Origin of the sequence: Sphingomonas faeni (assembly GCF_040407495.1) — a bacterium.
Taxonomy (GTDB): Bacteria; Pseudomonadota; Alphaproteobacteria; order Sphingomonadales; family Sphingomonadaceae; genus Sphingomonas; species Sphingomonas faeni_D.
In genome coordinates, this window is the sequence record NZ_JAPZPP010000004.1 from 169376 (window position 1) to 190611 (window position 21236).

Genomic DNA, 21236 nt, shown 5'->3' on the forward strand with positions numbered 1-21236 from the left:
CTACTCCATTTCCCGATTACGCCGCCTCACGGTCCTGTCGTCCTGCTGCTCGGCCCGCCGCGCCTCGTCGCGTGCGTCCTTCATCTCCTGGGCCCAGGGTGCGAGTTTTCGATACTTCACCGTCGAGGCCGCGCTCTTGTGGCCGAGCGCGCCCTGGATCGCGTTCGCGGGCTCGTCGTCGAACTCTGCCTCTTCCGCGCCGGCGTGCCGGAAGTCGTGGAAGGTGAATGGCGGCCATCCGACAAGCAGGTAGCGCAGGAAGAGATTGAGCTCGCTGCGAAGCAGGGCCCTCTTGTTGTGGCTGAAAGCGTATTCCCCCTCTCCGCACTTCCACCGCAGCGGCTGCGCCGGCGCCATGGTCGGAAAGCCCTGCAGTGCACAGCTTTCCACGTGGAGGGCGCAGAGATCGAGCAGCTCGTCGATCAGCTCGCTCCGAACCGTAACGCTGACCTTCTCGACCTTTGCCAGATCGACGCCCGGCTCCACCTTGGGCCAGACAGCCTGCGTGAAATGCATTTTTCCGGGAAGGATGTCGGTTCGCGACTTCCAAACCCGTCGGAGCAGCTGCTGGATTTCGTGGATCCGTCTCAGGCTCTCCGCGACCATCTCGAGCGCAAGGTCCGCGAACCGGATAGCCCGCTCGACCTCGAGCAGCGGGTAGAAGTGTCGTCCGAACTCCCTCCCGTTGCGCGCGAGGGTGGCGCGCTCGGATTCAAAAGCCAGCAGCCCGGATCCGTGTCCGACATAGCCAGGCAGGCCCAGCCGCCTGATCTCGGCGTGGCGCCGCTCACGCACATCGGCAAGCAGGACGGCAGGCGTGACGAACGCCCCGAGGAGCGAGAGCGTTATCATCCAGCTAGTTCTGGGCACCCCGCCGTCACAGCCTACCGTGCCGAGATGCTCCGCGACGAACAGCGCTTCGTATCCCGCCCGCTCGCGATCCTTTAGGGCCTGCGCGGTCTTGGAGCGTGGGCTGTGCCACTCGGCTAGCGACCGCCATGCCGCGGCGTTCCGCCAAAGCCGGAAGTTCTCGATCTGCCAGCCGCCGGTCGGCATGCCGCGCTCGTCGAGGATCTTCACCTTGACGGGGAAATCGTGGAAGTTTTCCGCTACGCCGATCGCATCCAGCGCGGCGCGCATGGCGTCTCCCATCGCCCTCTGCTGATCCGCGCGGTGCTCCCCCGCCTCGAGAATGGTGTCCAGCTCGGCAAACGCCTTGTGGCTGTCGTCCTTCCGGCGCTGCGCTCCAGCTGGTCTGAGCCCGCCGTATCGCTCGATGAGCACCCGGCGAAGCGACAACGGTAGAACGAAGCGCGGTGGCATGAGCGCCATCAGACCCTTTTTCCACTCGGGTCGTGCTGGAGGCAATAACGGCGGAGTCTTCCGACGATGATCCGCCAGAAGCGCACGGTATAGTCGCGGACGGCGGCCACGTCGTCCGGGAGGATGTCACAATCCACCGCGTAGCGGGTGAGCGCCTCCTGGTAGGTGCGCATTGTCCACTCCTGGCCGGGTGCATGGGTGCGCATGATCTCCTCGACCCGGGAGATCACAATCATTGCGGATGTCATTTGCTCTGGCCGCCTGAGGCGCGCCGCGTAGACGATCGCGTAAAGCGAGCCGGCGTTGAACAACTCGCTCAGGCGCCACACGCGGTGGCGGATGCGCAACGACGGGCGCTCGCGCTGATAAGGGCGCCGGCCATCAAGATAGGTCTTCGGGAGGTTGCGAAATTCCTCCGGGAGGGCCGCCGCGAACATTTCCCATGTGACCGGGATATCATCCGAGACCGCATGGCGTTGTCTGGCGTAGGTGCCGAAGCGCGCGTTCAACCATGCGGAGATGGTCTTAAAGGTCGAGGGATCGAGCGGGATTAGACCATGTACCTCGTGACGGGTGAAGTTGCCGATCTCCTTCAGTTTCTGAAATACGGCCTCCAGGATTTTCGGAGAGTGGGCCGCACCGGCCCACACGAAACAGAGTCTCCGCATGCGGCGGTAGTGCTGGAACTCCGCGTGAATTCGCGGCGCTGGCACCCGCTCCACCCACGCGTCGAAGTAGTCTGCAAGGTCCCGGTCGATGTCGAACAGCACGAAGTTGTACCAGTCGTCGCTGTGCTCATCGCACCGTTCCAGCACCCCCGCATCTATCAGGTGGTGTATCGAACGCTTGCAGGAACCGGTCATGGCGGCCAGCGTGTTCATCGAGATCGGGATCGAGCGACCCCGGTACGGTGAGATGTCGAGCTTCACGGACATGTGGACGCCGCGGCGCGATGCGAGCGGTAGCGCGCCCGCAGGCACGACGATCGGGCCGAACGCCCGACACGCGGCACGGGAGATGATTTGGGTCATGAGAGCTCCGCCAAGCGACGTTCGGTCGCGGACATGGTTTCGGTGTCGGGAGAACTGGCGACGTCGCCCTTCTTGCGGGCCTGCCGGGCGTCGGATCTCGTCACCTTCATGAGTTCCGAGCGCTTCTCCTTGAGAGGCCCGACATACCTCTTGAGGGCTGACTTCGACTTGATCGACACGTCACCGCGGAGATTGTCCTCGTCGACCTCGATTTCGCGATCCGTCCGGTTCGGACGGTAAATGTGATCTGCCTCCTCTTGGATCCGCGCATGGCGCAGGCGGTGCGCAGTCGCCCGAGAGATGGAGGTTTCGGACCTGATCGTCACGTCGCCTGCTTCCATCGCAGGTCGGAAGTAGTCGTTGTTGAACGTGTGGTAGCAGTAGGGTCGCCCCTGCCTGCTGGGAAACAGCGGTATCGCCTCGAGCGCTTTCCAGTCCCTGGCCGCGAGAAGACGCTCCAATTCGGCGAAGTCCGGCCGGTCCGGATCGTCATCGAAGCTCTGCTTCAGCTGGGCGACGGTCTCGAGCGTCACCATGATCTTCTTCACCCGGACGCCGTCGGATCCCTTGTTCGGCGCCATCAGCGTCCGGCCGTACCTCGACGCCAGCGCCCAGTCGGCCGCGGTCAGGTCGTAGGTGTCAACCCAGCGCCCGCCGTCGTCGTCCATCACGGTCACTTGGTCGTAGATCGCGGGGGGCCAGCCGAAGGCCCGTCCAGCTGCGAGCACGAGCGCGCCCAGGCCCAGTGCGTCTTCCATCCTCACCGCGTAGCTTGGAGCGTCGGTGATGACGTATCGCGAGCCGGCGTAGTTGTGGTGCTCGGCCAGATTGCTTCCCAGGCTCTCCTTCATGTCCCTCCGGGCCTCAGGCGACATGGTGTGCCAGTTGTCGATTTTGCCGGGGTTGGCCTTCGGGCGCAGGAGCTTGACCGCGAGGCGACGGTAGAATTTGCCGAGTGCCTTGAGCTGGCAGGCGAGCGCCGACATGCTTCCGGCATCGCCGATTTTCACTAGCATCGCCTCATCCTCGCGGTCTCCCTCGATTACCTCGAAGCCAAGAGCCTCGAGGAATGCCTCGATCCGTTCGCACGCGATGTGGATACGCTCCGCGACGAACGCGTCGTGCGGCTCGCCCTCGAAGCATTCGAAGTTGAAGAAGCGCTCGAAGAACAGTGCCACTTTGCGCTGGGTCGACAGCGCCTTCCTGCGGATCGCGCGGCGGAACGCGTCAGTGAGGTCGGGATCACGACGCCTGCCGTAGATCACAAACCATTGGCTGCCGATGCGGGCCACTCTGTACTGAAATCTAACCATCACGAGCTTCTGGGAGATAACCAATTATCTCCAAAGTGGTTTCGTGCGGCTGGGTCGATTATTATGCCAGCGTGTTGTTTCGGAATGAGATTTTCAGGATGGCTGAACGACATCTGATAGTGCCAGATGCCAGAGGCCCACGGGATGGCGAGCTTTCCGTGGGGGTTCTGGCATGTGGGACTACCAGATAGTCACCACCATCAGGTCAGTCGGACCGCCCGCGACCCAGCGGGTGCCGCCTGAACTGCGCGAGGTGCTCCCCGAGTGGTCCGGCGCGGCGAATGTGATCGCCCAGAGCGCGCCAACCCTCCAGCACCGGGCCGGCCTCCGAACGGCGATGCGCGAGATCGTGGAGGAACACAAGGAACGTGACGGCGACGTCGACCTCCCCTTTCCGCGCGGATCGCGACCCGGTGCCGATGCCTGCGTTGGCGACCTCGTGCGCGACGGGGATCCCGAGGCCGGCGGCAACGTCCCTGAGCTTGAACCATTGCCCGCCGGCGGCGATCGATTCCGTCATCAGATCGCGGTGCTTGATGCGCGCGAGCGCCGCTACACCCTGCAGTTCGAACATCATGTGGGCCGCAGCGCGCATACGGATCATTACTAGGTCATGGCGGTTTCCATTGTAGGTGATGAGCGTGCCGCCGCTTTCGGATATCGCCAGGATCGCCTTGTCGATAGCGATGATCACGTCGATCTCGTCGAGATCGTCGCTGATGCGGACCGATCCGACGGAGGCGACGCGCCATCCCCCCGTGGTCAATTCGTCAGCCTTGAGCATTGAAGCGACGGCGATCCGGTGGGTTGCCGACGAGCCCTTGGTCCGCTCGCGCGGCGCGAGGAGGCGCAGTGCCATCGGATCGGGTGCGGTCTCGAGGTCGAGCACGAGGACGTTGCCCAACGGGCGCTCGGTGTGGCCATTCACGGTGGCTTCTTTCATGGTGCTTACCTCGCTAGGCAGGTGTGGACTTGGGAGATGAGAGCTGACGACGTTCGGGATCGATGAGCTGGCGGAGATCGTCGTGACGACCTTCGATCTGGGCGCTGCGCAGACGCACACCGTCCGCTCGCGGGTGAAGCACATGCAGCTGCTGGGCTTTCCGAAGAAGGGCGTGGGCAAGGGGTTCAAGGCGAGCTACTCGATCGAGGACGTGATGAAGGTCGTGGTGGCGTTCGCGTTGCTGGAGGCGGGGATCCCTTCGGTCCGGGCACACGAGCTGGTTACCTCGGCTTGGCCAGAAGTGGCTAAGGCAATGGCGACGGGAGACACCGACGGGCCGGGGGCCGGCGCAGATCGCAATCAGTGTCTGATCGTCGAGCCGCATGCCCTATCTTCGCTGGGTCGGCCGATCACTGCCGAGCAGATTAGACGGGAGCAGGTCAGCGTTGGGTCGCGGCCAGCGGAGCCGCGGCTGAAGGCTTATTCGGCGACCGCGGTCACCGTCGATCTGCCCCCACTCTCGAGGCGACTGTGCGAAGTGATGTCGGGAAAGGTGCCGGCGGCAAGGAGGACCGATCACTTGGCTTTGCCGGAGCGGACGCTGGTCCCGGGAGAGCGATATTGGACCGAGGCTCGCCTTCTCGTCCGGTAGATGCCGATCCCGTGTTTGCGATCCCTGCCGAATTGACGTCAGGATGGTTTCCGGCTCGCCTCGAAAAGCTGCTGAGCGCTAGCACTGGGCTGACGCCAGGTAGGCGCGGGCGGCCGCGGACGCCCGCCCGCGCCGGTCACGCGGCGAGCCGTAGCGGTCGCGTGAATATCTCCTGCCCGACGTTGCTCACGACCGTCGCGAAGCCGCGCTTGGGCGCGGGGTCCGCCTCGGCCGTCTTCAGCAGACGGTCCATGCGGGCCTGCGTGCGGCGCAGGCCTGCGATGAAATCGCCAGGAAGCGGCCCCTCGACCCGGCGGAACGGCTGACCGCGGCGGAATGCGAAGTATCCCGCGTGCTCACCGCCCTTGGTGGGCACGAGCAGGGCGCGACCATCGCCGAGCGGCGACCAGAGCTTGCACAGCCCGTAGCAGGCGACGTGGTCACCTTCCTTCCGGAATAGGCCGGTCCCGATCGGCGGACCCTGGGCGTCGTCGATGTCGAACGCGATGTATATGCGCTCGATACCGTCGCGACGCGGCAAGGCCGCTAGCAGCCTCTCCTCACCATCGACGAGGCGAAAGCCGGCGCCGACGAGCGGCTCACTTGGAGAAGCGTCGATCCCTGGGCGCCCCGTCAGGAGCTTCGTGAATGCGGCCACGTGCCGCAATATGTTCGCCTGCGCGAGCGGATCGGACGCGGACAACGTCTGCAGTCCGTGCCGTGCTTCGCGCATTTCTTTCGTCGCGTTGATCATTTCTTAACTCCTTGCTGGTTAGGCGAAGCCTGCGGGGCCGGGCCTGGCCTCCGCCTTTTCCTCTCCCACTTGCTTCGCACCTGCTCTTCAGCTGGAGTGTCTGCGCCTCGCCGTGAAAGGCGGGCCTCGCCGCTCGCCGGCGCTCGGTTCCGGTTTATGGCTGAATATGGGGCATTCTGACGCACCCAACCGCAGAGCCGAGGCGATGACGTGACTGGCACGAAACCACTGCTGCGCTGCTGGTTCGACCACCGCATGGTTTCGGAATCGATAGACGGTCGCCCGTTTGGGTTGGCGGTAGGGCATCGCCATCCTACAACCGCCAAATGCCCCGAACACAGACGAAGACCGAAACGTCGACCGACCCGCTGTCGCAGGCGTTCGGCCGGCGCGTCAGTGAGTTGCGCACGCACGAGCCGATGATGACGCCGCAAATCCTGGCCGAGCGGCTCGGGGTTTCGGTCCAGTATCTCTGGCGCATCGAGACGGGTCGCCAGAACGTCAGCTTGCGAACGGCGGCGCGGATCGCGACTGCCTTCGAAATCACGCTTGCCGAACTTTTCGAAAACGTGGAGATGCCGGAAGTGGCCTTGGAAAACAGGCCTTACACGAAAGTGGCCGACGACGCCGGGACCGCGCCGCCGAGTGCCTAGTGGGTAGTGGGTAGAGTTCAGGCCGGCATAGGCTCTCCCGTCACGGCCTCGTTTTCGCCTTTGATGGATGATCGTCTGGTTCGACCGCGAGACGTCGACGCGCTGAATGCGCATCCCGTATCTGAAGAGCTGATGACCCAGAACGGTCGACTGGGACCTGCCCGTAAGCACGTTGCTGCTGTAGAGATTTCTCCAACCATCGCGCCCTTGACGCGTCATACCGCTGAAAACGAATGGGGTTGAGGCGTGAACCCATTAGACGAGGTCTACAACGGTGGTGGGCATCAGCCCCTGCCTGCGGTTCCGACCCCAACCACGAGATCGCCAGCGACGATGGCGGCTTTGCATTCAACCGTACCGGTCAAGAAGCTGATGCCAGTCCATCCCTCGTCGAACTGCTCGACCGCGGTCACTACATAGTGTCCCTTCAGCAGTGGGTGTGAGACGATCTGCCCGATCGTCGCGCCAGGCATGGCCGCTGCTACGGTCGCCGGGATTGTCGCGTCGAACATGAGGTGTGCGTTCGCTCCCGCGGTCCAGAGGACGTGGTCGCCGATGGAAACCTCGACATTGAGGCAGCCAGATCGCAGGCGGATGCCGAGGCGGCCTAGCGGATCGGTGGGCCAGCGCTCGATCACTCCGAGCCTCCGGTGTCTCAGGCGGAAGGCCCGCGCGTGCTCGCTTGGACTGGGCGGGTCGGCGGACGTTGGAGAGGGCGTAGCCCACCACGGCTTGGGCTTCGGTTGGCGTTCGAACGGCGGGTTCATCCAGTTTAGCGTGAAGGAGAGGTCGAGTCCGCTCTCGCAAAGCGCGGCGACGATGGGCGAGGCCGCCTTGATGGCGGGCGCAAGATGGCGACGGAACAGGGCGAGATGCTCGGATGACTGCTCGCAGATCAGCCTGCTTCGTGCCTCTGCATAGCCGGGCAGATCGGCACCGTGCTCAGACTGCCGTGCCGCACCCTGCCGGGGAGGATGATGGCCGGTCACATCCGCGACCCCGTCGGAGGCCAGGCCGGCGGCGGCATGACCGGCAGCGCGATCAGACCGTCGAGCACCGCGGCGGAAGCGCGGACGTCGTCCATGTTGTAGATGACGATGCGCTCGCGGATCGCGGGATCGCCGGAGCGTATATAGTCGTCATACCAGACTATCGACGATGCTCCGGATGCATCGACGTCGCGCCAGTCGAATCCGACATAGCGCGCCAGCGTCTTGATAGAGACGTTGGAGGTCGGCCATTCGGTATGCGGCATGATGACGTCGAACAGCAGGTCGATCGCGCGCTTCGGATCGAATAGACGCTCGATGTCCTCCGGCGAGCAGACCTCCGGATAGCGCGACTGCAGCAGGCGGAAGGACGTGCGCTCGTATTTGCTGTAGTAGTAGATCATCGCCGACTGGTCGGCGGTCAGGAAGTCCATCGTCGCGGCGAACGCGTCCCGTTCGCCGGTGGGACCGTCGGCGAAGAACTGGACGTATTCCTCTGTCTGGCCGTCGGGGCCGAGACGCCGGTCGAGGATGCCATGCAGATATATCAGGTTGTCCCTCGACGGATCGGCCTCGATGTCGAAGTGCAGCTCCCGCGCCGCACGCGCCAGTCCTAGCGGCCTGCGGGCGTATGGCTGCGCGCCCGGCGTGAGGAGAAGTCGCGCCCGGTCCTGGAACCTGCGCAGGCGCTCAATTCCGACGCCGGCCACCGGGCTCTTCGCCGTGGCGGCTGCGGGGATGTCGAGGTCTGCGAGCGCGCGCACCGAGGGTGCGATCGGCAGAAGCGCGTCGCGGACGCTCCGGCCGACGCCGGCGATGAGCGTGGCGTCGCCCGCCTCCTTCAGCTCGGCCTTGCAGACCGTCTGCCAGTGGCAGAGCTTGCAGATCGCCGACAGCGCCCCGCGGGACTCCGAGTTTCCGTCGCGGATGCCGCGCGCCCGGTCGGCCAGCGTTGCCGTGATGTCTGTCAGCGACGCGCCGTCGCGGCGCCATCTGGCCGAGAGGTCGTAAAAGGTGCGTTCGCCGTCGCGCCCGATCACGAAGCCGGCGTTGGGCGAGCCGTGTCCGAGATCCGCGAGCAGCTCGGCGTAGTGCGCCACCTGGACCGCGTATTCGAGACGCGGCCGCTTGCCGTCCGCGTCGAGCGCGCAGCCGGACTTCACGTCGCCTGCGACCCACTCGCCGTCGTCGCGCTCGATGATGTCGGGCAGGCCCAGCCGGTCGTCGACCTCGAGCCGGCCGCCGAGGATGATGCGTGCGTCACTCTCCAGCGCGTCGATGGTGGCGACGAACCTGTGATCGGGATCCGCCAGATCGCGAAGGTCGACGACGCCTTCACCAATGGCGGCGAGAACGACCTCCTCGTGCTGGCGGCCTCCTTCCCAAAGGAGCTGGACGAATGCCGAGACCGGGTCCCGTCCGGCGGGGTCGCCGTGGAGGTCGTGACGCGCGCGCCGCTCGCAGATGGCGACGTCGCGGATCATGGATCCCGTGATCCTGACCGGCTCAGTCACGGGCGCACCGGGCTATCACGCTCGGGTCGAAGGGGAGCGACACGTGGATCGTGGAGCCGTGGGGACTCGAATCGCACTCCATAGAGCCGCCGGCTCGTGCGATGATGTCAGAGACGATGCCGCTGCCGAGACGGGTGCCGGCCGTGCGGGAGGACGCGAAGCCCGGCCCGTCGTCCGCGACGGTGAGGACGAGGTTGTCGTCGAGCCGCTCGAGGACCACTTCCAGGCTGCCTCCGCGGCCATCGAAGGCGTGCTTGAGCGCGTTGTTGACCAGTTCGTAGCAGACGAGCTGCATCCGGTGGACCGCTTCGCCAGGCGCTTCCAGCAGCGGCAGCCGGAGAGTGACGTGGGTCGGAGCGTTGGCGGTGCGGGCGGCCACCACCGCGCGGCAGAGCGCCTCTATCGCGGCGCCGGCGTCGGCGATGGCGGGAATGCGGGCGGAAAGCAGTCGCTGGGTCTCGCCGAAGCCTTCGAGACGATCGATCGCGGTCTCGATCAGACGGCGACGCACCTCCGGACTGCGGTTCGAACTGGCGAGGCGCATGGCGGCGAGCGCGGCGGCGACCTCGTTGCAGGTGCGATGCCGTTCCTCGTCGAGCAGCAGCCGCTCCTCACTGCGGCGCGGGACGATGCCGTCCCCCCGGTGCCCCCCGTCTCCTTGCATCAAAGTCATGTCATGTCTCCCTGGCCGGACCGGCACGCGGACTATCTAGGAATGCCGCTTTATACTTTAAAGTATAAAGATGAAATGTCACGCGTCATCGGCGCCCCACCGCTCCGCTTCGGGTCGCACTTGGCATCGGTTGATTGACAGTCTTTCGGTAACGGGATCGGTTTACGGACCTCGACTGGTTCACGCCGGCGTAGCTCCAACCTTTTCGCCGTCCTAAAAGTTTTGACTAAGGATCCTGCGTCGAGATCTTGGCGAATGGGCGATGGCGAACGGCTGGTCGCCCTATCGTCCGTTGCAGGATTGGATCGCGGCAGCGCGACGGACGCCGTACCCGCACCTGGAAGATTGTCCCGCGGATGAGGGCGGTACTTGTGCAAGGATCGCGGCGAACGCGTTCCCGACAGAAGGTGCCAGCCCGTCTCTGACACCCCGGACCTGCCTGAAAATGTCAGCCCTTCACGGGTGGGGTGGCCAGCAGTTCGGGGAAGGGCAGACGTGGCTACAGAAACGTCCAGATACGCTGTTCCGCCGCAGCGCGCCCATGTCCGCAGACTATGCGGAAGCGGCCGTCTGCTCCTCCACGGCCTCGTTACGCGCCTTTACGCATAGGTCGTGGAAGGCCGGATGGAGTAGGCGCAGTGCGAGGCCGACGCCCCATCCGTAGGAGATGCCGAACGTGTATCGCAGCGGACCGTGCGTGAGCGTCGAGCCGAGGAACTTGGTCAATCCCGTCCGAGGTGAGAAGTGGGTCATCAGTCCGCCATGGGCTGCGTGTTCTGCGTCTCCGGTCCCCTCACACCAGAAGCGGTACTGAGGATCCTCGCCCAGCGCGACCGTAACCGGGTTTGTATCGGAGCGCCCGATGGCGAAGTCCGTGAGGGCTGCCATGCGGGGTTGCATTCGCCGCAGATGCGGGAGTGGAAGTGGAAGGCCTTCGATGTGGAACTCTGGACCCGGCAAGGCCTGCTTTGTCCATCGAACGTCCCGACCACCATCGGCTCGCCCGAGAAGAGCGATCGGATCGCGGATCCCTCGACCTCGTGCTCGCCCGTCAGGTCGTCGATCGATCCGCACAGGCTTCACCGATCCGGGTGTTCGTCTCCAAAGGATTAGCCATCTGATACGTCCCCCCAGCTTCGATGTCGGCATGTCCATCTCTCTCACGAACGACTGGCTACTCGCGCCGTGTCGGAGGGACCGCCTGCCTACACGCTTCGAAAAGGTATCCCGCAGCTTACGACGCGATCCTTGGCACGCAGGATCCCAGCTCCCCCAAGTAGGTCCACCAACCGCTCGATGGTCTCACCGGAATTGGCGACCGGTCCCACGATGATGCGATCGAGCGCTTCGTTGAGTGTCGAACCCCAGATCCCGGCCTTCTCGTTGTTTTCGAGCTGAAGGTGGTAGACCAGCTCCTCCTTGCCGTTGACCGTCACCTTTTCCGATGGTGGGTCTGGGCGGAAGTCGCTGTGCTGATGGATGATCCTCCACTCGACCTCCTCGTGGAAGCCGCGATGCTTTGTCGACAGAACGGCGAATTCCATAGCGCGCACTATATCGGCTTGGACTACGGCGGGGTCGAGCGATGACAGCTGTCCGGCACATCGTTCGAGGCGCTGGATGAGCGCCTCGAACTCTCGCTTGAATTCGGCGGCTCCGCCGTAAAGGACGGGGCTCAGCACCAGTTCCCAAGCGGTCTGGTAAGTCAGGAACGGCTGCGTGTTGAAGACCAGACAGACGTTCTGAGGCAATCCATAGGCGCGCCACATCGAGAGCTTTCCGGATAGCGCCTCCTCTCTCGAGTGCAGCGAGAGGGACGTCAGATAGGACCGATCCGCGAGATATGCGCCCGACATCATCATCGGAACCATGATCTTAGCACTCATGTCCGGGTGGATGGCGTTCAGGGCCCGCTCGAAGCGCCCATTCAGACGCCAGTCGTCGAGCGCGTCGTTCAGGCAATCCAGTCCGTGACTCACTTCGGAGAAGTCGTTCATGCCCTGCGAGTTGCGCAACCACAGGTTCCTGGGCACCAGCTCGGTCTCAATGATCTTCTCGGCGACCGCGAGGCTGGTGTAATGTGCAAACCGGTCGTCGGGCCTGATCTGCCTAGTCCGCTCAATCGAATAGGCGAACAACGCCTCGTTGAGCATTCCCGAAGCGAGCTGTTGTGCGAACATGGCGCCGATCTACCGTGTCGGCGTCATCGCAGCCAGCACTAGGTCATCGAATATTCACCTGGGCTTTCCACGATCGTGGATCGCCATCGGAATACGCCGCCGTCTCGAACTTGTTCTCTAATGTCCCATCATAGAGGATCAGGCGCCTGGGTCCGCGCGGAAGTCGTCGACACAAACCCATGTATAGGAAGATGCGCGCGCTCCCAGGTCGCATCGATTGGTCAACGGTCCACAGCCGACACGCTGTCAATCGAAGCCCGGAGCGTCCGGGTGGGATCCGGGAGCCAACCACCATGAGCGCAGATGATCGGATGATGACCCACGCGACCGGCGCCCCGGTCGGCGCGGCGATAGCGGTCCGTCTGAGCGCGAATGGCTACCAGGTGTTCGGCACCAGTCGCAGTGGAGTTCCCGAAGGAGCCCGGTTCGAATTGCTCCGGCTCGACGTAACGGACGATGCGTCAGTCACCGCGTGCGTCGGCGATGTCCTGCGCCGGGCCGGACGTATCGACGTCCTGGTGAACAACGCCGGTGTCAGCATGATCGCCGCCTTCGAGGATGCAACGGTGGCGCAGGCGCGTGCGATGTTCGAGACGAACGTGTTCGGCGCCATGAGGATGACCGCCGCCGTCCTTCCGTCGATGCGGGAGCGGCGTTCGGGGAGGATCGTAAACATCAGTTCGGTCGCCGGACTGATCCCGACGCCGTTCTGCAGCCTTTATGGTGCGACCAAGCACGCGCTCGAAGGATTTTCGGAATCTCTCGATCACGAGCTGCGCTCTGTCGGCATCCGCTCGATCCTGATCGAGCCCGGCTTCACCAGGTCACGAATCCAGGAGAACGCCTTGCGCCCCGATGCGCCGCTGGACTTCTACGCCGAGGACCGTCGCAACATGGAGGAGGTGTTCTCGGACCTGATGGCGAAGGCACCGGATCCGGACGTGGTGGCGTCGACGGTGCTCAAGGCGCTCGGCGATCGAGATCCCTCGGTCCGCTACCCGGTCGGACGCGAGGCGGCGCTTCTAGCCCGGCTGCGCCGCTTTCTGCCGACCTCGGTGTTCGAGCGGTCCTTCAGGAAGCAGTTCCGACTGGATTGACGAGCCGGCCGCGGCGAAGCCAGGATCGGCGCGGCGCCGCCGTCAGCCGATGTCCTGCCCCCCCGAGGCTGGTCTGTCGGATTCCTCCACCGGGCGCGCGGAGTCCTCTGTCGCATGCCTTCCAGATACATCCCCCTAGCTCGCCGCTTCACGCCGCTCGACGCGAACAGCGCCTTCGCGATCACCGACCAGGACTATCTGGGCCTCGGACTGTCGAAGGACCTCGCCTGGCCCGACCTTCTGGCGCGGCGCAGGGTGGTGGTGCTGGCAGAAGCGTCGGCTGGAAAGAGCCGAGAGTTCCAGGAGCAGCGTGCCGCGCTCGCAGATGGAGGCAAGTTCGCCTTCTTCATCACTCTGGAGGCGCTTGCCGCGACCGGCTTCGACGGATCACTGAACCGCCAGGATGGAAGCGCCTTCGAAAAGTGGCTCGCCTCCGGCGAGGAGGCTTGGTTCTTTCTCGACTCGGTCGACGAGGCGCGGATCAACCGCCGGGATGTCGAGGTCGCACTCAACCGCTTCGCGCGGGAGATCGACCGGGGATTTGATCGGGCCCACGTGCTGCTGTCGTGTCGGGGAACGGTCTGGGACGGCGCGGATGACCTGGCGCTCGTCCGCCGGGCCCTGGGAATTCCCACCAGGCCGACGACGACGCGGTCCGCCGATGACGCGCTGTTCGAGGTTAAGGCCGACCGCGCTGTGGTGGAGGAGGACAAAATGGTCGAACCGGACGTGACCGTTGTCGCGCTCAATCCGCTCAATCTGGCACAGCGTGCCACCTACCTCGTCCAGTCGAAGGTCAAGGACGTGGAGAGATTCGAACAGGCTCTGTTCCTGCAGAACCTCAACCAGTTCGCGCAGCGTCCCGGCGATCTCGCGATGCTTGTTCGCTACTGGCTCGCGCACCGTCGGTTCGATGGCCTTAGGGAGATGATGCAGCTCGGCATCATCACGCGCCTCGAGGAGGTGAGCCAGGCCCGTCTGACGATATCCAGGCTGTCCCTCGACCAGATTCTTGCCGGAGCTGAGCGTCTCGCCGCTGCCATGACGCTGGAGCGAACGATGGACCTTCTCCAGCCCGACCGGTTGGAGGAGCAGAACGGGGTCGATCCCTTTGCGGTGCTGATGGACTGGCCGCCTGCCGAGGTCGAGGCGCTGCTGCAGCGGGGGTTGTTCGTACCCTCGACTGAGGGTCTGGTCAGGTTCTTCCACCGCTCGGCGCAGGAATATCTCACGGCCGGCTGGTTCTCGCGCATGGGCGACCGTCTGACGGACTTCGAACTTCTCCGGGTGTTCGAGTCGGAGGCGTTCGGCGTCGCCACGATCCCGCCGTCGCTGAGAGCTGCCTCGGCATGGCTCGCGCTCGACCGCCCGGTTCTGCGGAACCGCATACTCGAGCGGGAACCCATCGTGCTCCTGCAGCATGGGGATCCGGCGAAGTTGTCGCTCGTCGACAAGGAGCGGCTCCTCAAGGAGTACGCCTGCCGACAGCACGCCGGTGAGATCTCCTACGCCCGTATCGACGCCCGATCGTTATGGATGTTCGCCCAGCAGGAGCTGGCGCCGGCGATCAACGCCGCGATGACGCAGAACGCCAACCGAGACTTCCAATACGAGATGCTCACCCTGATCGAGCAGGGCCGAATTTTCGAATGCAGAGCTCACGCTCGCGCGACCGCCGCCGACGGGAACGCCTACAAGTACAGTCGCATCGTCGCTGCCCGGGCGCTGAAGGCGATCGGCGACGCTGAGGGTATGACGGAACTCGCGGACGCACTTCTGAGAGCGCCGGGGGATCTCGAGCCCGAACTCGCCCCCCACATCGTCGAGCCCTTGTTCCCCGACCATCTGACCGTCGAGCAGCTGTTGAGGCTGGTGAGTGAGAGCACGCCGGCGCGAGAGCATCACACCGAAGGCTTTGCGCCAATGCTGCCGGACCTGTTCGAACGCTGCAGGACGTCCATGAACCGCCTGGCCTTCCTGGCCGGGGTTGCCGACCTGGCGGACGTTGGTCCCTTCGAGGACTGGCCGCAGGTCTCGATCCGGTATCGCGAGTTGCTGAAGGGTGCCGGGCCGCTCGCCGCCGCCGCCATCACGGCCGGAGACGCCGCCCATCATGCGGAGGTGGTCCGGCTTCTTGCGGTGGCGGAGCGCATCGGAAGCGATCGCATCCGCGACGAGACGCCGAAACTCGAAGAGCTCGTGCCCTCGATCCCGGAACTCAACAGGGCCCTGTTCTGGAAGGATGTCCGGATCGCAATGGACGAGGATCGGAAGGTGCGGATCAGCTCGGTGCGACAGATCCTGATCGGCGCTAACACCTTCTGGCGCATCACCGAGCGCGACCGGCCTTGGATCGAGGAGGCGCTAACCCGGCCTGACAAGCAGGAGGCGGCGATCGCGCTCAGCGTCCTGGTCCAGCTTGCCCGCGCAATGCCCGATATGGATGCGGAGCTGGCGCGGCTGGAGGGCCTCGTGGCTGCCGATCCGCAACTCTCGGCCGATCTGAGCTCGGAACGACCACCGGAGACCGACCCTGAATGGCTCGTCAAACGTCGGACGCGCGAGGCCGAACAGGCTCGCACGTCGGAAGCCCGCGAGGAGGCGAGGCGACGTGACCTGGTAGAACTTCGAGACCGCCTCCAGGCGGACCCGTCGACGCTCAACGAGGTCGGGCATCTCTCCGGACCGATGGGCTTCCGTGATCTGAGGCTTCTCACCAAGTGGCTGGCGAAATCCCAATCCACCTCGTTCACGGAAGGTGGACGCCATTGGAGAAGGCTCGAGGAGGCCTTCGGTCCTGTGACGGCGGCGGCGTATCGGGAGGGAATGACGACCATCTGGAAGGTCACCGCGCCTGAGGCACCCAAGGTCGACAAGGATGGCCGGCGTACGGTCAAACATGCCTCGATGCTCTCCGAGGCGGGGCTCGCACTGGACGCGGAGCAGCCCGGATGGGCGGCTGGGCTCACCTCCGAGCTGGCGCAGCGGGCCGTCGAGCACGCCTTCATCGACGACTTCGGCATTCCGGCATGGCTCGGCGATGTCATCGATGCCCATCCGGCCATCGTCACGCCGTTCGTACTCGCCACGCTGGACCGGGAATGGTCTGCACCCGCCCAGGCGTATCGCCCGCTCATCGAGCGCTTCGCCCACACTTTCCCGATCCCGCCGGCGGTCCGCAGCGCGCTCCTCGACCACATCGGGGGCGCGGCTGCGGCGCGCGTCGACATGGCGGACAGCGTCGCCCTCATCATAGGTAGGCTCGAGCTCGACGACGCTGAGCGCCTGACGCTCGCGGCCGTCGTCGACTCCCGCATCGACGCCTTCCTCGCCGCCCGGCAGATCCCCGCCGCAGTCAGCTCTCTGGCCGGTCTCTTCGTCATCGATCCGGACAGGGCCGCCGGCAAGCTCGAGGCTTGCATCAAGACTGAGCGTCGCCGGCGGCACAGGTCGGAGGCCCACACGCTGATGCGGGGCCTGTTCAGCCGGCACCGCGGAGCGGTCGGGAACCTAGGCGACCTCTCCGTGGACCGGCTCGCCCACATCATCCGGGCAGCGTATCGGGAACGGGACAAGCCGCTCGTGCAGCTGACGGCGCGCGGAGACGAGGACGGCTATGTCGCCGACCGGTTCGACGAAGCCGGGGGAAGCGCACTGTCCGCGCTGATCGACGACGATGGCGAGCCAGCGTTCACCGCCATGGTCGAGCTCGCGAAGGATCCTGCGGTCGGCTCAAGTGCGCGGCGGTTGCGCGAGCTTGCCCATCAGATGGCCGAACGGCAGTCGGAGAAGCCTGCCTGGCCGCCGGCGAAGCTGATCGCCTTCGAGGCGAGCGCGCTCGCGCCGGCGAGCACCGGGCATGATCTCTTCCAGCTGATCTCACGGCTCCTCGCCGACATCGCGGCGAGCTTCCAGAACCTCGACATGTCCGCTCAGGATGTGGTCGAGACGGCTCCCGACGAGGCGGCGGTGCAGAATTGGCTGGGCAACGAGCTCAACCTCCGAAGCGGCGGGCGCTTCCACGCCCACAAGGAGCCGCAGATCGTGCACAACGACAGGCCGGACATCTTGATTTCCTCATCGACGTCGTCCGCCGAGCTGGCGATCGAGATCAAGCACGGCGGGAAGAACTGGACGTTCCCCGACCTGGCTTTCGCGCTCTCTGATCAGCTTGCGACGCGATATCTCCGCACCCCGGTGCGCCGGCATGGCATCCTGGTCATCAGCAACCACCGCGAGACCAGATACTGGCGTGACAAGGCGTCCGGAGTGACGATGCGCTTCCCGGCCGTCATCGACGCTTTGAAACGACAGGCCGAGACCATCTCGGCGAACGATACCGGCCAGATCGAGGTCGGCGTGTGCGGCATCGATGCGAGCGCGAGACGCTCGAGGCGGTCGGTCAGGGAGGGGAGCAAGTCCGATCCCGAACATCAGGTCGAACCGGGTACCGCGGATCGGTGAAGGGACCCGAGGTTGGCCTGTCTCACCTTCATTCGCGCTCGACCCTGGCGAACGTGATCGCGGAGCTCCGAGCCTTGCGCGCAGGTAGGCCACGTCAGTCATGACGGCATTCGCGCGGGCACCCGCGGGGTCGAAGCCAGGCTAGCGCCTCGAAGCCCGTGAGCAAGGCTTATTCAACGTCTTACCCCCAAAGCGGGTGAAAGGGAGATTCATCGTGACGATTTCGATTAGCGGCATCACTGGGGTAGGTGTCTCCAGCCTTTCCTCGAAAGTGTCGGGTGCCGCCCCGACTTCGGATTTCGACAAGATTCTCGCCGACTTCCAGAAGTTGGCGAGGCAGACGCCGGCGGAACGGGCCCGCGAAGCCGTCCTCAAGAAGCACAACCTGTCTGAGGACAGCTATAAAAGTCTACAGGGACCCGCCCGAGAGGCGATCGACAAGGAGATCGTCGAAGCGGTTAGGCAGACGCTCAAGGTTCACGGCCAGGATCAGGCACGTGCTCAGGGCGTCACCATGACTGCCGGCCTCAAATTCGGCTGAGTCGACGATCGGGACCACTGCGGGTCGGCGAGTTCTGGTCTGCGCTGTGCGATGGGGACCGGACGAAACCGTCGACTTCCAGCAACGGACCATTCAAGTTCGCTGTCTGGGGAGAAGGTCCGAATTGGATTGTCTGCGCCAGTTGATGTATATACATCAACTGCATGCCCGATGCCAGTCCCTGTGTATGCACCGCTCTTCGAAAGGCCTCGCGCGCCCTCACGCGTCGCTATGACGAGCATCTCGCCGACAGCGGCATGACGATCACCCAGTTCGCGCTCCTGCAGAACATAGCGCGGGCTCCCGATCTGCCATTGAGCCGGCTCGCGGACGAGCTCGTTATGGAACGAACCACTCTGTATCGCACGCTTGCGCCCCTCGAACGGCAAGGTTGGCTATCGCTTACGACCTTGGGCACGACCCGGGTGAAGACCGCGGCGCTCACCGACGCCGGCCGCGAAGCGATGCAGGCCGCCGTTCCCGCTTGGAAAGCCGCTCAGGCCGAGATCGTGAAGGGGATGGGCGAAGCGGATATGCAGATGCTGGCGATAGAGCTGCGCAACCTGGCGGCACTGTCTGAAGGCTTCGTCTTCCGATGCTGACGGTCGTCCGGGTTCTGCCTCGCCGCTCCATCGCTCTGCTCGTCGTCGCCGTGACCTTCGTGGCGCTGCTCATTTCCGCCGGCATGCGGGCCACCCCGGGCGTGCTTATGGTTCCGCTCCAGATGCACTTCGGCTGGAGCCGGGCGACGATCTCGTTCGCGGCGGCGGTCGGTATCTTCCTGTACGGTCTGGTCGGCCCGTTCGCGGCCGCCCTGATGGTGTCGTTCGGCATCCGCCGGACGATGATGGTTGGCCTTGCATTGATGTCGCTCGCGACCTTCTCCAGCCTATGGATGTCGCAGGCGTGGCAATACGTCCTGACATGGGGGGTGCTGTCGGGCGTCGGTTCCGGGTGTGTTGCATCCGTGCTCGGCGCCGCCGTCGTCAACCGCTGGTTCGCCACTCGGCAGGGCTTGGTGATGGGACTTCTCAGCGCCAGCACCGCGACGGGGGCCCTCATCTTCTTGCCCCTGCTGGCCTGGTTGTCCCGCGAGGGCGATTGGCGGCCGACCGTCCTCGCGGTCAGCATCGCCTGTGCGGCGCTGCTGCCACTGGTGGCTTTCCTCATCCCGGAACGTCCGGACGACGTCGGGACGGTCCGGTTCGGCGAGACGGCCGAGAGCGCCCCGAGTCCCCCGCTCAAGCAGGCATCGACTGCGACGCTTGCGTTCACGGTACTTGCCCGTGGTGCAAGACAGCCGACCTTCTGGCTGCTGTTCGGCTCGTTCTTCGTCTGCGGACTGACGACCAACGGCCTGATCGGCACGCACATGATCGCGTTCTGCGGTGATCACGGCATCGCGCCGGTGGCGGCCGCCGGTCTTCTGTCGACCATGGGCTTCTTCGACCTCATCGGCACTTCGGCCAGTGGTTGGCTCACCGACCGCTACGACCCACGTAGGTTGCTTGTCATCTACTACGGACTGCGTGGCCTTTCACTGATAGCCCTGCCCTTCATCGACTTCGGCCCGGTCAGTCTCGGCGTCTTCGCGATATTCTACGGGCTCGACTGGATCGCCACGGTGCCGCCGACGCTCAAGCTGTCCAACATTGCGTTCGGCGAACGTGACGCGCCGATCCTATTCGGATGGATCATGGCGGGCCACCAGCTCGGTGCCGCCACCGCGGCCTTCGGCGCAGGGTTGGTGCGCGAGCAGACGGGTAGCTACTTGCCCGCGTTCGTAGTGGCGGGTGCGATGGCCGTCGTCGCCGCCGTCGTGATCTCCCGCACCCGGACCGCCGGCCCGGGCATGCCAGCGCCTGCCTGATCAGGTGCTGGTTGGCGATGGGTTGAGTTCCTGGTCGCCGGGTCCGGGCACCAGGAGCGACGGCACCACCGGGTCGGCGTACGTGACGCTCTCTATGAAGTGCACTTCCGAATGCCCTCCGACGAACCTGCCCGCATTGGGGTTGAACAGGCATATGTTCACCCCGTCGGACACCGAGCTGCGATACCGGACGCCATGGAAGCCCCGACCCTGCAGGACCTCCGCGAGCAGCTGGGTGACCAGATATCCGGACTTGTCGTCCGGTGTGACGGGCGTGCTCATCAACCGATCGAACGCCTGGATCACGGCGTAGAGTTCGAGGCGGAGGTCGTTCGCCGAGAACAGCGCGATGTCGGGATCGAAGTCCGCCATGCGGAAGTCGGAGACCGTCTCGAACCCGCCGATGGATACGTAGTGGCCGGGATGCGGTCTGATCTCGGCGAGAGCGGTGTATGCTTTCGATGCCAGGTATAGGACCGGCAGGCCTGCGCGGTTCAGCCGGCCCAAGCCCGCGATGCTCGCCGGCGGCGCACCGATGTCCAGCTGGGTGTAGGGCTGACGCACGATGATGGTCTCCCAGCCGTCCGACCGCTGGTACAGTTTCTCGACGCCCGTCCGCGCGCGCAGCCAGGTTCCGCCGGCCGGCAGCACGAATTCGATGTCCGGAAGGAACGGGTCGATCAGCGCCTGGACCGCTGGGGCGACCGCGGCGAAGTCTTCGGTGAGCAGGCGGGCCCGGATCTCGCGCAGGCCGCCGGGCTCGCTCCTCGATGTCTTGAACTGTACGTGCCTAATGCCTTCCTCGTCGTTGCCGGCGTACAGCGCGATGCCCTTGTCGATGTCAGGATAGACCGGCTCATCGAGAAGGAAGCCGAAGTCGTCGAGGTAGGTGTCGGCGACGGGCGGATTTACCACGGGGTTGTCGGCGTCCGCGAACAGGTCGAGGACCGAGTTGCCTCCCCAGTGCGGGTTGTACTCGAACTCGTCCCAATTGACGCGGATCAGCGCCCTGATGAGCATGACCATGGGCTCGGCGTCGTCGGGATCCCGCACGACGACGTCCTCACGGCAGCAGAACGCGCAGACGCCGGCGACGCTCTTCTCTTCGATGACCTGCTTGAGGCTCGGATGGCGGGCGCAGTTGATGCACACGCTGACCTTCACCTCTTCCTCGACGCTAGTGACCATCAGACCCTCGACCCCGTTGTTGTTGTCCGCGTTCGTGGCGCCGGCTCTTAA

Annotated in this window: 18 protein-coding genes; 7 read left to right on the forward strand and 11 right to left on the reverse strand. The window is 64.8% G+C overall.

The window, feature by feature from the left end:
* The 4 genes from O6W96_RS13915 to O6W96_RS13930 all read right to left on the reverse strand — a co-directional run bounded on the left by O6W96_RS13915 (nucleotide 1) and on the right by O6W96_RS13930 (nucleotide 4610).
* On the reverse strand, nucleotides 1-1332 hold the full coding sequence (locus O6W96_RS13915; RefSeq protein ID WP_353470131.1) for a hypothetical protein: 1332 nt from the start codon (nucleotides 1330-1332) through the stop codon (nucleotides 1-3).
* Nucleotides 1332-2354 carry a hypothetical protein gene (locus O6W96_RS13920; RefSeq protein WP_353470132.1) on the reverse strand — a complete coding sequence of 341 codons (1023 nt, stop codon included), beginning with the start codon at nucleotides 2352-2354 and terminating at the stop codon, nucleotides 1332-1334. The genes O6W96_RS13915 and O6W96_RS13920 overlap by 1 nt, the downstream gene beginning before the upstream one ends.
* Entirely contained in the window at nucleotides 2351-3646 is a 1296-nt protein-coding gene (locus O6W96_RS13925) for a hypothetical protein (RefSeq protein WP_353470133.1), read from the reverse strand. Before O6W96_RS13925 ends, O6W96_RS13920 begins: the two co-directional genes overlap by 4 nt.
* A 226-nt stretch (nucleotides 3647-3872) precedes the next feature.
* Nucleotides 3873-4610 (reverse strand): hypothetical protein, encoded by a 738-nt coding sequence (locus O6W96_RS13930; RefSeq protein ID WP_353470134.1) that lies wholly within the window; start codon nucleotides 4608-4610, stop codon nucleotides 3873-3875.
* Between the two features lie 82 nt (nucleotides 4611-4692).
* On the opposite strand from O6W96_RS13930, the gene O6W96_RS13935 reads away from it, so the two are divergent.
* Nucleotides 4693-5262 carry a hypothetical protein gene (locus O6W96_RS13935; RefSeq protein ID WP_353470135.1) on the forward strand — a complete coding sequence of 190 codons (570 nt, stop codon included), beginning with the start codon at nucleotides 4693-4695 and terminating at the stop codon, nucleotides 5260-5262.
* A 136-nt stretch (nucleotides 5263-5398) separates the two neighbouring features.
* On the opposite strand, the gene O6W96_RS13940 is transcribed toward O6W96_RS13935, so the two are convergent.
* Nucleotides 5399-6016 carry a hypothetical protein gene (locus tag O6W96_RS13940; protein ID WP_353470136.1) on the reverse strand — a complete coding sequence of 206 codons (618 nt, stop codon included), beginning with the start codon at nucleotides 6014-6016 and terminating at the stop codon, nucleotides 5399-5401.
* 326 nt (nucleotides 6017-6342) lie between these two features.
* On the opposite strand from O6W96_RS13940, the gene O6W96_RS13945 reads away from it, so the two are divergent.
* Nucleotides 6343-6669, forward strand: a complete 327-nt coding sequence (locus O6W96_RS13945; RefSeq protein WP_353470137.1) for a helix-turn-helix domain-containing protein — start codon at nucleotides 6343-6345, stop codon at nucleotides 6667-6669.
* Between the two features lie 284 nt (nucleotides 6670-6953).
* Here the strand turns inward: O6W96_RS13945 and O6W96_RS13950 are convergent, their stop codons facing one another.
* From O6W96_RS13950 to O6W96_RS13970, 5 genes are all read right to left on the reverse strand, one after another.
* Nucleotides 6954-7658: a hypothetical protein gene (locus tag O6W96_RS13950; RefSeq protein ID WP_353470138.1), complete on the reverse strand. Its 705-nt coding sequence runs from the start codon at nucleotides 7656-7658 to the stop codon at nucleotides 6954-6956.
* Nucleotides 7655-9142, reverse strand: a complete 1488-nt coding sequence (locus tag O6W96_RS13955) for a TM0106 family RecB-like putative nuclease (RefSeq protein WP_353470139.1) — start codon at nucleotides 9140-9142, stop codon at nucleotides 7655-7657. Before O6W96_RS13955 ends, O6W96_RS13950 begins: the two co-directional genes overlap by 4 nt.
* Before the next feature lie 22 nt (nucleotides 9143-9164).
* Complete coding sequence (locus O6W96_RS13960) at nucleotides 9165-9845, reverse strand: sensor histidine kinase (RefSeq protein WP_353470140.1); 681 nt, start codon at nucleotides 9843-9845, stop codon at nucleotides 9165-9167.
* 552 nt (nucleotides 9846-10397) lie between these two features.
* A complete protein-coding gene (locus O6W96_RS13965) occupies nucleotides 10398-10598 on the reverse strand; it encodes a hypothetical protein (RefSeq protein WP_353470141.1) in 201 nt (66 codons plus the stop codon).
* A gap of 452 nt (nucleotides 10599-11050) precedes the next feature.
* Entirely contained in the window at nucleotides 11051-12025 is a 975-nt protein-coding gene (locus tag O6W96_RS13970) for a DUF2971 domain-containing protein (RefSeq protein ID WP_353470142.1), read from the reverse strand.
* 314 nt (nucleotides 12026-12339) lie between these two features.
* Between O6W96_RS13970 and O6W96_RS13975 the strand changes: the two genes are divergently transcribed.
* The 5 genes from O6W96_RS13975 (at nucleotide 12340) to O6W96_RS13995 (ending at nucleotide 19997) form a co-directional block, all read left to right on the forward strand.
* Entirely contained in the window at nucleotides 12340-13122 is a 783-nt protein-coding gene (locus O6W96_RS13975; protein WP_353470143.1) for an oxidoreductase, read from the forward strand.
* Between the two features lie 114 nt (nucleotides 13123-13236).
* Nucleotides 13237-17586 (forward strand): NACHT domain-containing protein, encoded by a 4350-nt coding sequence (locus tag O6W96_RS13980; protein WP_353470144.1) that lies wholly within the window; start codon nucleotides 13237-13239, stop codon nucleotides 17584-17586.
* A gap of 214 nt (nucleotides 17587-17800) precedes the next feature.
* Nucleotides 17801-18127, forward strand: a complete 327-nt coding sequence (locus tag O6W96_RS13985) for a hypothetical protein (protein WP_353470145.1) — start codon at nucleotides 17801-17803, stop codon at nucleotides 18125-18127.
* Nucleotides 18128-18291: 164 nt separating this feature from the next.
* Nucleotides 18292-18729, forward strand: a complete 438-nt coding sequence (locus O6W96_RS13990) for a MarR family winged helix-turn-helix transcriptional regulator (protein WP_353470146.1) — start codon at nucleotides 18292-18294, stop codon at nucleotides 18727-18729.
* Nucleotides 18723-19997 (forward strand): MFS transporter, encoded by a 1275-nt coding sequence (locus O6W96_RS13995; protein ID WP_353470147.1) that lies wholly within the window; start codon nucleotides 18723-18725, stop codon nucleotides 19995-19997. Before O6W96_RS13990 ends, O6W96_RS13995 begins: the two co-directional genes overlap by 7 nt.
* Here O6W96_RS13995 and O6W96_RS14000 read toward each other — a convergent pair whose 3' ends face one another.
* A complete protein-coding gene (locus O6W96_RS14000) occupies nucleotides 19998-21185 on the reverse strand; it encodes an RES family NAD+ phosphorylase (protein ID WP_353470148.1) in 1188 nt (395 codons plus the stop codon).
* Between the last annotated feature and the right edge of the window lie 51 nt (nucleotides 21186-21236).